10 protein-coding genes are annotated in these 12,453 nt (G+C 68.4%); 1 reads left to right on the top strand and 9 read right to left on the bottom strand.

Annotation, left to right across the window (positions count from 1 at the left end):
• Positions 1-74: 74 nt before the first annotated feature.
• Genes ACFVDO_RS00900 through tdh form a run of 3 tightly spaced genes read right to left on the bottom strand, consistent with a single transcriptional unit; the run spans position 75 to position 3,553 of the window.
• The gene (locus tag ACFVDO_RS00900) at positions 75-1,256 is read right to left on the bottom strand and encodes a methyltransferase domain-containing protein (protein WP_378859374.1); all 1,182 of its coding nucleotides are present in this window, start codon (positions 1,254-1,256) and stop codon (positions 75-77) included.
• A 48-nt stretch (positions 1,257-1,304) separates the two neighbouring features.
• Complete coding sequence (locus ACFVDO_RS00895; protein ID WP_378859375.1) at positions 1,305-2,489, bottom strand: glycine C-acetyltransferase; 1,185 nt, start codon at positions 2,487-2,489, stop codon at positions 1,305-1,307.
• A 20-nt stretch (positions 2,490-2,509) separates the two neighbouring features.
• Positions 2,510-3,553, bottom strand: a complete 1,044-nt coding sequence (gene tdh / locus ACFVDO_RS00890) for an L-threonine 3-dehydrogenase (RefSeq protein WP_378859376.1) — start codon at positions 3,551-3,553, stop codon at positions 2,510-2,512.
• An 87-nt stretch (positions 3,554-3,640) separates the two neighbouring features.
• Between tdh and ACFVDO_RS00885 the strand changes: the two genes are divergently transcribed.
• Positions 3,641-4,549: a LysR family transcriptional regulator gene (locus ACFVDO_RS00885; RefSeq protein ID WP_378859377.1), complete on the top strand. Its 909-nt coding sequence runs from the start codon at positions 3,641-3,643 to the stop codon at positions 4,547-4,549.
• 66 nt (positions 4,550-4,615) lie between these two features.
• Here the strand turns inward: ACFVDO_RS00885 and ACFVDO_RS00880 are convergent, their stop codons facing one another.
• The 6 genes from ACFVDO_RS00880 to ACFVDO_RS00855 all read right to left on the bottom strand — a co-directional run bounded on the left by ACFVDO_RS00880 (position 4,616) and on the right by ACFVDO_RS00855 (position 12,385).
• A complete protein-coding gene (locus tag ACFVDO_RS00880; RefSeq protein ID WP_378859378.1) occupies positions 4,616-6,205 on the bottom strand; it encodes an ABC transporter substrate-binding protein in 1,590 nt (529 codons plus the stop codon).
• Positions 6,205-7,257 (bottom strand): ABC transporter ATP-binding protein, encoded by a 1,053-nt coding sequence (locus tag ACFVDO_RS00875; RefSeq protein ID WP_378859379.1) that lies wholly within the window; start codon positions 7,255-7,257, stop codon positions 6,205-6,207. The genes ACFVDO_RS00880 and ACFVDO_RS00875 overlap by 1 nt, the downstream gene beginning before the upstream one ends.
• On the bottom strand, positions 7,238-8,236 hold the full coding sequence (locus ACFVDO_RS00870; RefSeq protein WP_378859380.1) for an ABC transporter ATP-binding protein: 999 nt from the start codon (positions 8,234-8,236) through the stop codon (positions 7,238-7,240). Before ACFVDO_RS00870 ends, ACFVDO_RS00875 begins: the two co-directional genes overlap by 20 nt.
• The gene (locus tag ACFVDO_RS00865; protein WP_378886822.1) at positions 8,233-8,937 is read right to left on the bottom strand and encodes an ABC transporter permease; all 705 of its coding nucleotides are present in this window, start codon (positions 8,935-8,937) and stop codon (positions 8,233-8,235) included. The genes ACFVDO_RS00870 and ACFVDO_RS00865 overlap by 4 nt, the downstream gene beginning before the upstream one ends.
• Positions 8,938-9,113: 176 nt before the next feature.
• Entirely contained in the window at positions 9,114-10,043 is a 930-nt protein-coding gene (locus ACFVDO_RS00860; RefSeq protein WP_378859382.1) for an ABC transporter permease, read from the bottom strand.
• Positions 10,043-12,385, bottom strand: coding sequence for an ROK family protein (locus tag ACFVDO_RS00855; RefSeq protein ID WP_378859383.1), 2,343 nt, complete (start codon positions 12,383-12,385; stop codon positions 10,043-10,045). The genes ACFVDO_RS00860 and ACFVDO_RS00855 overlap by 1 nt, the downstream gene beginning before the upstream one ends.
• Positions 12,386-12,453 lie beyond the last annotated feature (68 nt).

Here is a 12,453-nt window from a genome sequence, read left to right as displayed (position 1 = left end):
TCACCGTTCCCGTCCCCGCCGCCCGGAACTCCGATGATAGGGGCGGCGGGGTCCGGTGCACGGAGTGTGACGGCTCACCCTTCCCAGGACAGCCGGAACTCCCAGGATCCGCGGCGGAGCACACGAATGCCGTCCGGGGCCGGCTCGCGCACCGCGGAGATCGGGATCGCCTCGAAGCACGGCCCTCCGATCCCCTCCTGCCACGTGCGCACCCGCTCCGCCATCCGTTCCGCGAGTTCAGGTCCGTCAGAGCCGAAGGAACGCACGAAGACGTCGACGCCGTCGCCCGCCAGGACATGATCGATCACCGCGAGCCCGTCGTCCGCGAGCCAGACCGGAGTCTTCATCCAGGAGGCTCCCGGGAAACCGTTCGTCTTGCTCTGCGACGCGCTGCGGATGGAACCGGCGCGTTCCGCGCCGCACAGAATCCGCAGGAAGAGCGGCAGGTACATCGACCCCAGGACGCGATGGGTGACGATTCCTGTCGGTTCTCCCTCGCGCGAGAGCACCGACGCGAGCCAGTCCGCGTCGACCACGCGATCCGCAGCCAGCACGACGTCGCCGCTCTGAACCTCCTCCGGCTCCTCGCCCTCGGCCCCCGCACCCCGCGCCCCGACGAAGCCGCCGGGGAACGGCGTCCGGCTGATCAGGCGGACGCCGTCATGTTCGAGGGCCCACCCGCATCCGACGTTGCACACGCTCATCGGCGCGGCGACCCTGGCTCCAGGGCGCAGCACGCGGAGCAGCCACTCCGGGAAGGTCCAGGTGTCGACGGTGAACTCCACCAGATCGAACGATGCCTCAGTGATCGGCGTACCAGGCGCCCATGCGTCGACCTGATCCACTCGCACCGGTACCGGGGTGGGATGCTGCGCGAGCGATGCGCGTGCGCGGTCGATCACCCGCTCGTCGATGTCGACCGTCCACACCGAGCCACCCGGCGCGACCATCTCGGCCAGCAGCGCCGCATTCGTGCCCCCTGAGCCGATCTCGAGCACGTCCTCACCGGGTGCGGGTTCGACGATCTCCAGCATCGTCGCCTGCATCGACGGCGCTGACACGGTGCTGACCTTGACCCCGTCATCCTCCGCGACCGTGTGAGTACGGTCCGCATACACCTGGTCCAGCGGAGTGTCGGGGATGAACGCCGAGCGTCTCACACGCTCGAACGCACCGCGCACCCGATCGGATCGGATGCTCCCCTGCTCGGTCAGCTGGTCGATCAGTCCTCGTCGCGCGGTGAGTTCAGCATCCATCCCATGATCCTGCCCCCGGCCTCGGACATCCGCGGCCGGCCGCGCCGCTCAGGCAGCTGCGACCGCATCCCGCGACGCGACGAACGCCGCCACGCACCGCTCGACCTGCTCGGGAGTGTGCGCGGCCGAGAGCTGCACGCGGATGCGCGCCTTCTCGCGCGGCACCACAGGGAAGCTGAACGCCGTCACGTACACGCCCTGGCGCTGCATCTCGGCGGCGATCCGCGCGGTCAGCGCGGCGTCGCCGAACATCACGGGCACGATCGGGTGCTCGCCCGGCAGCAGGTCGAAGCCCTCCTCCGTCATCCGCCGACGGAACAGCTCGGCGTTCTCGCGCAGCTGCGCGCGCAGCGCCGCCGATCCCTCGACCAGGTCGAGTGCGGTCAGCGTGCCGGCCACGATCGACGGCGCGAGGGTGTTCGAGAACAGGTAGGGGCGCGAGCGCTGACGCAGCAGGGCGACGATGTCCCGGTGTGCCGCGACATACCCGCCGGATGCTCCGCCGAGCGCCTTGCCGAAGGTGCCGGTGTAGATGTCCACGCGATCCGAGACGCCGCACAGCTCGGGCGTGCCCCGGCCGTTCTCGCCGATGAAGCCGACCGCGTGCGAGTCGTCCACGAACACCAGCGCGTCGTACTTCTCGGCCAGATCGCAGATCTCGGGGAGCTTGGCGATGTATCCGTCCATCGAGAACACGCCGTCGGTCACGATCACGCGGAAGCGCGCGTCAGCGGCATCCTTCAGCTGCTGCTCGAGATCGGCCATGTCGCTGTTGCGGTAGCGCAGGCGGCGGGCCTTCGACAGCCGGATCCCGTCGATGATCGACGCGTGGTTCAGCTCGTCGGAGATGATCGCGTCCTCCGCGGAGAACAGCGTCTCGAAGACGCCGCCGTTCGCGTCGAAGCAGGACGAGAACAGGATCGCGTCGTCGGTGCCGAGGAAGGCCGCGAGGCGCCGTTCCAGCTCGAGGTGCTGCTCCTGCGTGCCGCAGATGAACCGCACGCTGGCCATGCCGTAGCCCCACTCGTCGAGCGCGCCCTTGGCCGCCTCGAGAATGCGCGGGTCGTCGGCGAGGCCGAGGTAGTTGTTCGCGCAGAAGTTCAGCACCTCTGCGCCGTCGGCCACGATCTGCGCGCTCTGCGGTCCGCGGATGCCGCGCTCGTGCTTGGTGAGTCCGGCCTGCTCGATGCCGTCGAGCTCTGTGGTCAGGTGCTGCTGGAATGTCCCGTACATGTGCGTCTCGTTCCTGCGGCTCAGAGCCGCGTCCAGTCCAGGATGATCTTGCCGGTGCCGGCGGATGCCGCGGCCGCGAAGCCCTTCTCCCAGTCGGATGCCGGGATGACGTCGGCGATGATCCTGCCGATGGCCTCGCGCAGCGCCGGGCTGGTCTGCAGCATGGCGCCCATCGCGTTCCAGGTCTCGAACATCTCTCGACCGTAGATGCCCTTGATCGTCAGCATGTGCGTGACGATCTTGCCCCAGTCCACACCGAACGGCGCGCTGGGCAGGCCGAGCATGGCGATCCGGCCGCCGTGGTTCATGTTCTCGATCATGGTCGGCAGAGCGCTGGGCGCGCCACTCATCTCAAAGCCGACGTCGAACCCCTCGCGCATGCCGAGCGCCTTCTGCGCATCGCGCACGTCCTGCCTCGACACGTCGACCACCTGGTCGGCGCCCATCAGAGTGGCGAGCTCGAGCCGAGGGGCGCTGATGTCGGTGGCGGTGATGAACCGGGCGCCGGCGTGCCGGGCCACCGCGATCGCCATCAGGCCGATCGGGCCGCATCCGGTGACCAGCACGTCCTCGCCGATGACCGGGAACGCCAGGGCTGTGTGCACGGCGTTGCCGAGCGGGTCGAAGATCGCGCCGACCTCGGGCTCGATGTCGGAGTGGTGCACCCAGACGTTGGTGGCGGGCAGCGAGAGGTACTCGGCGAAGGCGCCGTCGCGGTGCAGGCCGAGGCCGATGGTGCGGATGCACATCTGGCGACGCCCTGCACGGCAGTTGCGGCACATGCCGCAGACGATGTGCCCTTCGCCGGAGACGCGGTCGCCGACCTTGATGTCGTGCGCCAGCGGTCCGACCTCGACGACCTCGCCGTAGAACTCGTGCCCGGGGATCAGCGGGGTGCGCACCTCGGAGTCCGCCCAGTCGTCCCAGCGCTCGATGTGCAGGTCGGTGCCGCAGATGCCGGTGCGCAGCACCCGGATGACGACCTCGTCTGGTCCAGCGACGGGGTCGGGACGATCGACGAGTGCGAGCCCGGCGTGCGGGCCGTCCTTGAACAGAGCCTTCATACTTCGATCCCACTCCCCTCAACCATGAAGATCAATGGGCAGTTCCTGGATATATTACTTAGCTTTGCTTCATGGTTGGATGAGGGGATGAACCTCCAGCAACTGCAGATCCTGCGCGAGCTCAGCGCGCTCGGCAGCGTCACCGCCGCGGCCGAGGCGCTGCACGTCTCGCCGTCCGCGATCTCGCAGCAGCTCAGTGCGCTGCAGCAGGGTTTCACCACCCCGCTCACGCGCAAGCAGGGCCGGACTCTCGTGCTGACCCCGGCCGGCGAGGTTCTCGCAGAGGCGGGCGCGTCCGCCCTCGACGCGATGGCCGCGGCGCGCACCGCCGTGGACCGCTTCGAGGCCGCCCCCGGTGGTGTCGTCACGGTGAGCGGCTTCCTCAGCGCCGCCCAGGCTCTCTTCGGCCCTCTGGTGCGCGAGCTGGGCACCGGAGAGGGCGTGCCGACCATCCGGTTCACCGATGAGGACGTCGCGCAGAGCGAGTTCCCTGCGCTCACCGCCCGCTACGACCTCGTCCTCGCGCACCGCATGGAGCACAGCGCGACCTGGCCGCGCAGCGGCATCCGCTCCGTCCCCCTGGCGACCGAACCGCTCGACGTCGCGCTCGCCGCATCGCATCCGCTGGCGGCGCAGGCGACCCTGACGCCGGAGCAGGTCGTCGGCGAGCGCTGGGTCACCAGCCGCACCGGATACTCCCCCGACGACGTGCTGCGCACGATCTCGGCGGTGACCAACAGACCGGTCGAGATCGTGCACCGCATCAACGACTACGGCGTCGTCGCCGCGGTCGTCGCCTCCGGAGGCGTGATCGGGATGCTGCCGCGCTACACCTCTCTCGCCGCGGGTGTCTCCGGGGTAGTGCGCAAGCCGCTGCGCGGCGTCAGCACCAACCGCATGATCGACGTGCTGGCGCGACCGGAGAACCTGCGCCGCCGGTCGGTGCGTCTGGTCGCCGAGGCCCTCGAGCGCGTCATGGCGACCCTGACCGTCTGAGCGCGACCGAGGGCCGGAACGGAGGATCGCCCCGTCCCGGCCCTCGCCGTCACCGCTGTCAGCGGGTCACTTGGTGCAGGTCACCTGCGTGCGGTAGATCTGCATGTCACCACCCGCCGCGTGCGGAGTCATGCACTCGGTGTGGGCGATGTACATCACCTGCTGGTACAGCGGCTGGATCACCTGGTCGGCGAGGATGCGGTCCTCGGCCTTCTGCCAGAGCGCGTCGGCCTCCTCCTGAGTCGGCGCGGCGAGCGCGGCATCGACGGCTGCCTGCCCCACCTCGTCGGTGTACTGCAGTCGGTAGTTCGCGTCGACGTACACCGAAGCGATCCACTCGGATGCGGCGGGGAACGACGAGCCCCAGAGCTGGATGACCGGACCGTCCAGCTTGTAGGTGTTGATCGTCTCCGCCAGCGCGGCGGCCGGCACCGGCTTGGGCTCGACGTTCAGTCCGATCTCCTTGGCGGAGTTCGAGACGGCCAGCGCGGTCGCGGCGTCGGTCGTGTTGTCCGAGGAGTAGTTCAGCGGGATCGACCCTGTGAAGCCGGACTTCGCGATCAGCGCCTTCGCGGCATCCGGGTCGAATGTGCAGTACTGGCCGCAGGCGCCCTCGCGGTAGGCCGACACCGAGTTCGGCATCATCGAGGTGGCCGGGACCGTGGCGTCCTTGAACAGATCCTTCGAGATGCTCTCGCGGTTGACGATCATCGAGAACGCCTGACGCACCTCGATCGGGAAGGTCTTGTCGAGGTATGTCGGCCACGTGAAGTAGGTCTGCAGCGTGTTGCGGTCGATCGCGGTGAGGCCCTTGTCACCGAGCGAGTTGCGCCCCTGGGCGATCAGCCCCGGCGGCAGGCTGCGCAGTACGTCGGCGTTGCCCGCCACGACATCCTGGTACGCCGTGTTCGTGTCGGTGTAGACGCGGAAGGTGATCTGATCCGCGGCGCCCTTCGGCACCCAGCCCTTGTACTTCGGGTCCTTCTTCAGCACGGCCTCGACCTGGGGATCGAGCTTCTCCAGGGTGTAGACGCCGTTGCCGATCGGCTTCTTGTCGTAGGCCACCGGGTCTGCGAACGCGCTCTCCGGCATCGGACAGAAGGCCAGCTGCGACAGGATGAACGGCATGTCGTTGTTCGGCGTCTTGGTCTCGATGGTGAAAGTGCTGTCATCGACGAGCTTGATGCCGGAGAACTCGGTCGCCGTGGCCTCGCCCTCGGCGGGGTTCAGCTCGTCGTACCCCTTGATAGGGCCGTAGGCGTAGTTGGAGGGCATCGCGTTCTTGCCGGCGCCGACGAAGTTGAAGGTGTCGACGTAGGTCTTCGCGGTGATCGGAGTGCCGTCCGAGAAGGTGTGGCCGTCTGCGACCTTCACCGTCCAGTGCACCTGGTCGTCGCTCTGGAGGGACTCGGCGCCGCGCATGAAGACCTTGCCGTCCTCCTCGATGCCGGTGAGTGGCTCGCAGAGCGCCATGGCGATCTGGCTGCCAGGGTTCTGGGCGCCGGTGATGCGTCCGATCTCGCCGTTGTTGACGGCGACGAACGACGTCTTGCCCTCGCCTGCGTCGGAGGACTGACCGAGACATCCGGTCAGCATCGTCGCGCACGCCGCGGCGGCGACGATGCCGACCGCGATGCGGCTTGTGGTGCTTTTCATCAGGTGTTCCTTTCGGATGGGGAGGAAGGGGTGGAGATCGTGGACACCATGCCGACGCGGGACAGGGTGATCTGCGCGGCGAGATGGCAGGAGGCCCGGTGCCCCGCCCGTCCGCCGGGGACGGCATCGAGCGCGGGGACATCGGTGGCGCACCGTTCGATCGCCGCATAGCAGCGGGTGTGGAACGGGCATCCGGGCGGAGGATCGATCGGCGAGGGCGGGTCACCCTCGAGGACGACACGCTCCAGGCGCTCGTTCGGCGCCAGCTTGCGGGGAATGGCGGAGAGCAGTGCGCGCGTGTACGGGTGGGCCGTCGCCCCGTACACGTCGTCGCAGTCCCCCTGCTCGACGACCTTGCCGAGATACATCGTCACGATGCGGTCCGACATGTGCTGAACAACATCCAGGTCGTGCGCGATGAAGATGATCGAGAGCCCGAGCTCGCGCTTGAGCCGGTTCAGCAGGTTCAGCACCTGTGCACGCACCGAGATGTCCAGCGCCGAGACCGGCTCATCGCACACCAGGAGCTTCGGCTCCACCGCCAGCGCCCTGGCTATGCCGATGCGCTGCAGCTGCCCGCCGGAGAACTCGTGCGGATAGCGATGCGCGTGGTCGGGATTCAGGCCGACCTGGGTGAGCAGCTCGCCCACGCGCGCCTCGACCTTCGAGGCGGGGAGCAGCCTGTGTGTGGTGATCCCCTCGGCGATGGACTGCCCGACCGAGCGACGCGGGTCGAGCGAGGCGTGCGGGTCTTGGAACACCATCTGCACCTCGCGGTGCAGGAGCCTCTTCCGCTCCGAATGCGACATGGCTCCGACATCCGCGCCGTTCCAGCGCACCGTGCCCTCGCTCGGCGGCTCCAAGCCGCAGATGATGCGGGCGAGCGTGGACTTGCCGCAGCCCGACTCCCCCACCAGGCCGACGGTCTCGCCCTCTTCGACTGTGAAGTCGACGCCGTCGACGGCGCGCACCTGACCGTGCTCGCCACGCGAGAACATCGTGTGCTTCTGCTTGTAGAAGCGGCGCACCGAGTCAAGCTCCAACAGCGACATCGGCGATCACCTCCTGTTTGTGGTGGCAGGCCGCGGCCCGCTCGGGGGTGAAGAGGTCCAGTGGCGGCAGCACCGTGCGGCACTCGGACGTGGCATACCCGCAGCGCGGGTTGAAGCTGCATCCGGGCGGGCGCTGCGCGATGTCCGGCGGCAGCCCCTGGATCGTGGGCAGATCCCCGCCGCGGTGCGCTGCGCTGGGGATCGAGCCGAGCAGGCCCTTCGTGTAGGGGTGCGCGGGGCTGTCGAACATCGGCCCGATCGGCCCGGATTCTGCGACCCGGCCGGCGTACATCACGAGTGCGCGGTCCGCCAGCTGGCCGGCCACGCCCAGGTCGTGCGTGATCATCAGCAGCGCCATCTTCCGCTCCTGCGTGATCTCGCCGAGCAGCTCCAGGATCTGCGCCTGCACGGTGGCGTCGAGGGCCGTGGTCGGCTCGTCCGCGATGAGGATGTCGGGGTCCAGCGCCAGAGCCATCGCGATCATGATGCGCTGGCGCATGCCGCCGGAGAACTGGAACGGGTAGTCGTCCGCCCGGTTCGCGGCATCCGGGATGCGCACGGCGCGCATCATCTCGATTGCCGCTTCACGCGCCTGCTTCTTCGGCATGCCCCGGTGCACGCGGTACAGCTCCGCGATCTGCGTGGACACCGTCTGCACGGGATTGAGCGCGCTCAGCGCGTCCTGGAACACCATGGCGATCCGTGCGCCCTGCACCTTGCGCAGCTTCGCCGCCGGCAGCGTGAGCAGGTCGTCACCGTCGAACAGGATGCGGCCGTCGGTGATGGTCGAGGCGGGCTTGGGCAGGATGCCCATGATCGCCTTCGCGGTGATGCTCTTGCCCGAGCCCGACTCGCCGAGCACGGCGAGGGTCTCGCCGCGGTCGAGGGTGAAGCTGACATCCTGAAGGGCGGCGATGGGCGGGTTCCCGGGCGATCGGAACTCGAGGGACAGGTTCTGGACGTCCAGCAGGGCGGTCATCGGCGGGCCTTCGGATCGAGGGCGTCGCGCAGGCTCTCACCCAGCACGACGAAGGCGAGCGTGGTCAGGCCCAGCATCAGCGTGGGGAAGAACATCAGGAGTGGAGCGATCTGCCAGTTGCCGTCCTGGCTCGCGAGGGCGATCTGGATGCCCCACGAGAAGGCGGGCAGCTTGAGGCCGACGCCGAGGATCGAGAAGCCCGCCTCCGCGGCCATGCCCGCACCGACGGACAGGGTCGTCATCACGATCAGCGGGGTCACGGCGTTGGGGATCACGTGCGAGCGCAGGATGCGCCACGGGCCGACGCCCAGTCCGCGGGCGGCCTGGATGTACTCCAGGTTGCGCACCTGCATCACCGAGCTGCGCATGTACCGCATCGTCGCCGCCCAGCTGAACAGCACCAGCACGAACACGATGGTCCACACCGTGCGGGAGCGGAACTGGTAGAGGATGACGAGGCTGGCGATGCCGACCGGGATGCCGAGGATGACATTCGAGGTCCAGGAGATGATCGAGTCGGTCACGCCGCCGAAGTAGCCGGCGAGGGAGCCCGCGATGAGGGCGATCACGAACGAGATCGCGGCGGTGTAGACGCCGACCTCCAGAGACGTCCGAGCGCCGTAGACGATGTTCGACCAGTAGTCGCAGCCCTGGATGTCGAAGCCCATCGGGTGACCGGGCTCGGGCCCCACGCGAGACATCGACAGATCACAGTCGCGCGGATCGATGTTCGTGAAGAGCGTCGGGAACAGCGCCATCAGCGTGACGACGACGATGATGCGCGGCGATGTCGAAGAACGGGCTCTTCCAGAGGCTGCGCAGCCCGCTGCGGGGGCGGCCGCGCCGTCGCCGGGCGATGATGAGCGACGTGGTGGACTCAGACATGGCGCACCCTCGGGTCGATGATCGGGTAGAGCAGGTCGACGATCAGCGCCGCGACCAGGTAGAACAGCAGCAGGAACACCGAGACGCCCACGACCACGGGGCCGTTCTGCAGGTCGATCGCCCGGGCGAGAGTTCCGCCCAGGCCGGGCAGGTTGAAGATCGTCTCGATGAGCACGGATCCGCCGAGCAGCGCGGCCATGCTCAGGCCGAGATAGGTGACGACCGGCATGAACGCGTTGCGCAGGGCATGCACCCACATGATCCGCTGCGGACCGATGCCCTTCGCCGTCGCGGTGACGATGTAGTCCGAGCGCAGCACGTCGACCAGACTGGTGCGGCTGAGGCGGGCCAGCGGCGATGCCGTCTCGAGCGCCAGCACCATCGCCGGCATGATGAACGCGAGCGGGAAGCCTTCCCTCACACCGGATATCGGCAGCCAGTGCAGCTTGATGCCGAACAGGTACTGCGAGAAGTAGGCGATGATGAACCCCGGCACGGCCAGGAAGAAGATCGTGAAGAACAGGTTGAACTTGTCCGGGAACTTCCCCTGCCGCAGGCCGGCCCACACGCCGAGGCACACGCCGATGATGAGCTTCAGCACGAACGCCGACAGTGCGAACACCACCGTGTAGGGCAGCGCGGTCGCGATCAGCGTCGAGACCGAGTTGCCGTTGAAGTCGTAGCCGAAGTCGCCGTGCAGCACGCCCCAGAGATACTTCGCATATTGCACGAAGAACGGATCGTCCAGGTTGTACTGCGCTCGGATCGCCGCGATGGTCGAGTCCGAGAGCCGCTTCTCACCCCCGGCGAGCCGGGTCACCGGATCGCCGGGGATGAGGAAGACGAGCAGATAGACGAGCAGCGTCGACCCGATCAGGGTCGGCACCATCATCAGGATGCGCCGCAGCGCGTAGCGCAGCATCAGTCTCGCGCCGGCTGGTGCGCCGCGAAGTAGTCGAGCATCTGGTCGCTCAGGCGCGGGATCTCGTAGGGCTCGGAGTTCGAACGGATCGAGAGCGCACCGGCGATGCCCGCGGCCACCGCATCCCGCGCCGCGACCGGGCTGGTGTCGGTCGGGGCGCCACTGCGGACGAACTCCACGAACTCGGCGACGGTGAGCGGGTCGGCGCCGCCGTGGCCGCCGTCGCCGCCGTCCTCGATCGGGTAGCGCACGTGGCCCTTCTCGAGGTAGTCGCTGCGGGCGTTCCAGAGCCGGATCTCACCTCCGGCGTCATCGTCGAAGTTCTCGATGCGCCCCTCGGTGCCGATCACGGTGTAGTTACGCCAGTAGTCCGGGGTGAAATGGCACTGCTGGTAGCTCATCAGCACGCCGGAGTCGGTGCGCATCATGATCATCGAGATGTCCTCGACGTCGATGACGGGGTTGAGGTCCTGCTGCGCGGCCGGCGGCCAGTTCGACATCGAGAACCAGTCGCCCATGCGACGATCCGAGTTGTCGCGCCGTGACTGAACGTCGCCGTAGATCGCCAGGTCGCCCATGCCCACCACCGAGCGGGTGGAGGTTCCGGCGATCCAGTGCATCACGTCGATGTCGTGCGCACCCTTCTGCAGCAGCAGGCTCATCGCCTTGTCGCGCTCGGCGTGCCAGTCCTTGAAGTAGTAGTCGCCGCCGTGACCGACGAAGTGCCGGCACCAGATGGCCTTGACCTCGCCGATCTCGCCGCGGTCGACGATGTCCTTCATCATGCGGACCACCTGCATGTGGCGCATGTTGTGGCCGACGTACACCTTGGTGCCGGTGCGGTAGGCGGTCTCGAGGATGCGGTCGGCGTCCTCGATCGAGATCGCGAGGGGCTTCTCGATGTACGACGGGATGCCCGCCTCGAGGAGCTCGATCGCGACCTCGGCATGCGTGAAGTCGGGGGTGGTCACGAAGGCGCCGTCGATCTCGATGCCCGATGCGAGCAGCTCCGCGACAGAGGCGAACACCGGGATGTCTCCGAACAGCCGTGCCGCGCGCTCATGGGTGCGGGGGTCGGGATCCACCGCCGCGACGACCGTGCCGCCCACCTCCTTCACATGCAGCGCGAGGCCGACGCGGGCGCCGACTCCGATCGCTGCGGCGCGGAAGGGAGCCTGCTCAGAGGCGGTGTCGGTGGTCATCTGTTCGTTCTCCGGGTCGATGGTGATGACGGGCGCCGGGACGTCCGGCACGCCGTAGATGCGGGAGGAGTGCTTCTCGAAGGCGAGTCCGAGCGCGCCGAGCGCCGCGGCATCCGCCCCCAGCTCTCCCCCGCGGATGATCCGCGTGCCGGTGTCGATGCCGGTCACGGCGGTGCGGATGCCCTCAGCAAGGGGGCCGGCGATGAGGTCGGCGAACTCGCCGAGCTCGCCACCGAGCACGATGACATCGGGGTCTGCGGTCAGCAGCAGGGCCGCCATCGCGGGCGTCATCGCCGCGCTGAGCGACTCGAGCGCGGCGAGGCCGCGCAGGTCGGCAGGGTCGTCGCGCAGCAGGCGCAGCTCCGCGGCCACGCGCGGAGCCGCTTCGAGGAGGGATCCCTCGGGCACGGCGACGTCGCTGAACGCACGGAGCAGTCCGACCTCGCCGGCACGCCCTCGGCGGCCGCGCAGCACGTGCCCCGATGCGGTGACGCGTGCCGAGACATGGTGCCAGGTCAGCGCGTAGACACCGGTCTCGGCGTCGGCCAGCGCCCCTCCGCGGGACTCGGCCTCCGCTGCGAGCGACAGGTCGTTGTCGACCACGACGGGCGCACCGAGCGCGTCGGTGAACATCGAGGCGAGGTCTCGGCCGTTCCAGCCGGTCACCTGCGGGGCGGAGATGAGGATGCCGCCCTCGTCGATCAGGCCGGCCACGGCGATGCCGATCGCCGCGACGTCGGACTGCCGGTGGCCGATGCGCTCCATGGTCTGCTGCAGCAGGGATCGCATCGGTGCGAGCGACGGCTGCGCGGTGGTCGGGGGCGCGATGTCGGAGTCCTGCCGGGCGAGGACCCGACCGGTGCGGTCGGCGATGACGAGGCGGATCGTGCTGCGGGTGAGGTCGATGCCGACGATGACGGGTGACCCCGCGACGGCGGAGAACGTGCGGGCAGGGCGGCCGGTCGCCGCGCGCGCCTCGTGCTCGATCGCGAGGCCGGACTCCGTCAGCGAGCCGAGCGCAGCGGTGACGGTCGGGCGGGACAGACCTGTGCTCTCGGCGAGATCGGAGATCGTCGCGCGTCCGAGATCGCGCAGGCTCGCCAGGCACTCGGCGATCAGCTTCACATCGATGGTCGACATCGGTGTCCCGTTCCTCTTCGAAAGGTCTTCTTAAGCAACTTTCATAACCATTCCGAAAGTGCTTTCAT

The sequence above is a fragment of the Microbacterium sp. NPDC057741 genome, from assembly GCF_042798735.1.
Classification (GTDB): domain Bacteria; phylum Actinomycetota; class Actinomycetes; order Actinomycetales; family Microbacteriaceae; genus Microbacterium.
Note: the sequence above shows the minus strand (reverse complement) of the source record. Positions and strands in the feature narration are given on the sequence as shown.

Coding starts and splice junctions, on each gene's coding strand:
- ACFVDO_RS00900 (WP_378859374.1), bottom strand. CDS start 1,256: ATGGATGCTGAACTCACCGCGCGACGAGGACTGATCGACCAGCTGACC.
- ACFVDO_RS00895 (WP_378859375.1), bottom strand. CDS start 2,489: ATGTACGGGACATTCCAGCAGCACCTGACCACAGAGCTCGACGGCATC.
- tdh (WP_378859376.1), bottom strand. CDS start 3,553: ATGAAGGCTCTGTTCAAGGACGGCCCGCACGCCGGGCTCGCACTCGTC.
- ACFVDO_RS00885 (WP_378859377.1), top strand. CDS start 3,641: ATGAACCTCCAGCAACTGCAGATCCTGCGCGAGCTCAGCGCGCTCGGC.
- ACFVDO_RS00880 (WP_378859378.1), bottom strand. CDS start 6,205: ATGAAAAGCACCACAAGCCGCATCGCGGTCGGCATCGTCGCCGCCGCG.
- ACFVDO_RS00875 (WP_378859379.1), bottom strand. CDS start 7,257: ATGTCGCTGTTGGAGCTTGACTCGGTGCGCCGCTTCTACAAGCAGAAG.
- ACFVDO_RS00870 (WP_378859380.1), bottom strand. CDS start 8,236: ATGACCGCCCTGCTGGACGTCCAGAACCTGTCCCTCGAGTTCCGATCG.
- ACFVDO_RS00865 (WP_378886822.1), bottom strand. CDS start 8,937: ATGTCTCGCGTGGGGCCCGAGCCCGGTCACCCGATGGGCTTCGACATC.
- ACFVDO_RS00860 (WP_378859382.1), bottom strand. CDS start 10,043: ATGCTGCGCTACGCGCTGCGGCGCATCCTGATGATGGTGCCGACCCTG.
- ACFVDO_RS00855 (WP_378859383.1), bottom strand. CDS start 12,385: ATGTCGACCATCGATGTGAAGCTGATCGCCGAGTGCCTGGCGAGCCTG.